This window comes from Sphingobacterium faecium, from assembly GCF_003054045.1.
Lineage (GTDB): Bacteria > Bacteroidota > Bacteroidia > Sphingobacteriales > Sphingobacteriaceae > Sphingobacterium > Sphingobacterium faecium.
The window spans coordinates 1-1088 of record NZ_QBKH01000022.1 but is presented as its reverse complement, the minus strand read 5'-3'; the positions used below and the strand labels follow the sequence as shown (position 1 = coordinate 1088).

General features: G+C 42.9%; 1 protein-coding gene. It reads right to left on the bottom strand.

Annotation, left to right across the window (positions count from 1 at the left end; genetic code table 11):
- The coding region (locus C8N37_RS22635; protein ID WP_244914515.1) for an ABC transporter transmembrane domain-containing protein at positions 1-1088 on the bottom strand (1088 nt) is incomplete at both ends.

The window sequence follows — 1088 nt, the reverse complement described above, 5'->3', positions numbered from 1 at the left end:
GTTCCGACTATAGCGGTGGTTTTTCCTTCGGGGAAGGTCAGGTTCAGTTTGGTGAAGATCGGATCATTCCCCGCTCCAAAATAACGAAAGGTCAGGTTTTTGATCTCGATGGTTCTGTTATCGGGTAGCTGGCTCAGATAGTCTTTCTGGATATTTTCTTCTTCCTCCGTTTCGTAGATCTCGTTCAGTCTTTCCAGGCTGATCTTGGCGTCCTGATACGACTGCATAAAGTCCAATAAAGATTCTACGGGATTGCTCACCATACCGACAATATACTGGATGGCCATCATCCCTCCCAAAGTGATATCTCCGTCGATCACGGCTTTGGCACTGATATAGGTAATCAGAATTCCTTTTGCCTGGTTGATCGCCATCGAACCGATGGACTGGTACTGGGAAAGAGCGAGACTTTCGACCTTAAATTTAAAGAGTTTGGCCTGTAAAGCTTCCCAGCCCCATCTTTTTTGCTTCTGCGCATTATTGAGTTTGATATCCTTGATACTCTGGATCATTTCGACCATATAGGTCTGATTTTCGGAAGCGATCTTGAATCTTTTCTCATCGAGCTGACGGCGATATTTCATAAATGCTAATATCCACAGCGTATAGAGTACGGTCGCAGCAAAAAATACCAAAAAGATGGTTTTATTATAGATCAAAAGTAAGGATCCAAAGATTACCATATTGACCAGTGAAAATAATGTATTGAGCGTGCTTCCGGTGAGAAAGGATTCGATCCGCTGCTGGTCGGACATCCGCTGCATAATATCACCGTGGGTCTTCAGATCAAAGAAGTGCATCGGAAGTTTCATGATCTTGATCAACAGATCTGTTAATATAGAAATATTGACCCGGGTACTGATGTGGAGCATGATCCAGGAACGGATAAAGGATACCGCGGTACTTCCTATAAAAAGCATCAGTTGGGCGATCAGGATCAGGTTGATAAAACTGATATTTTTGGTATTGATACCGATATCAACAACGGACTGGGTCAAAAAGGGTGCGATCAGCGACAGAATGGTCCCTAGTACCATACCTAAGATCAGTTGGACAAACAGCTTTTTATATTTATAGAAATAGGTGAA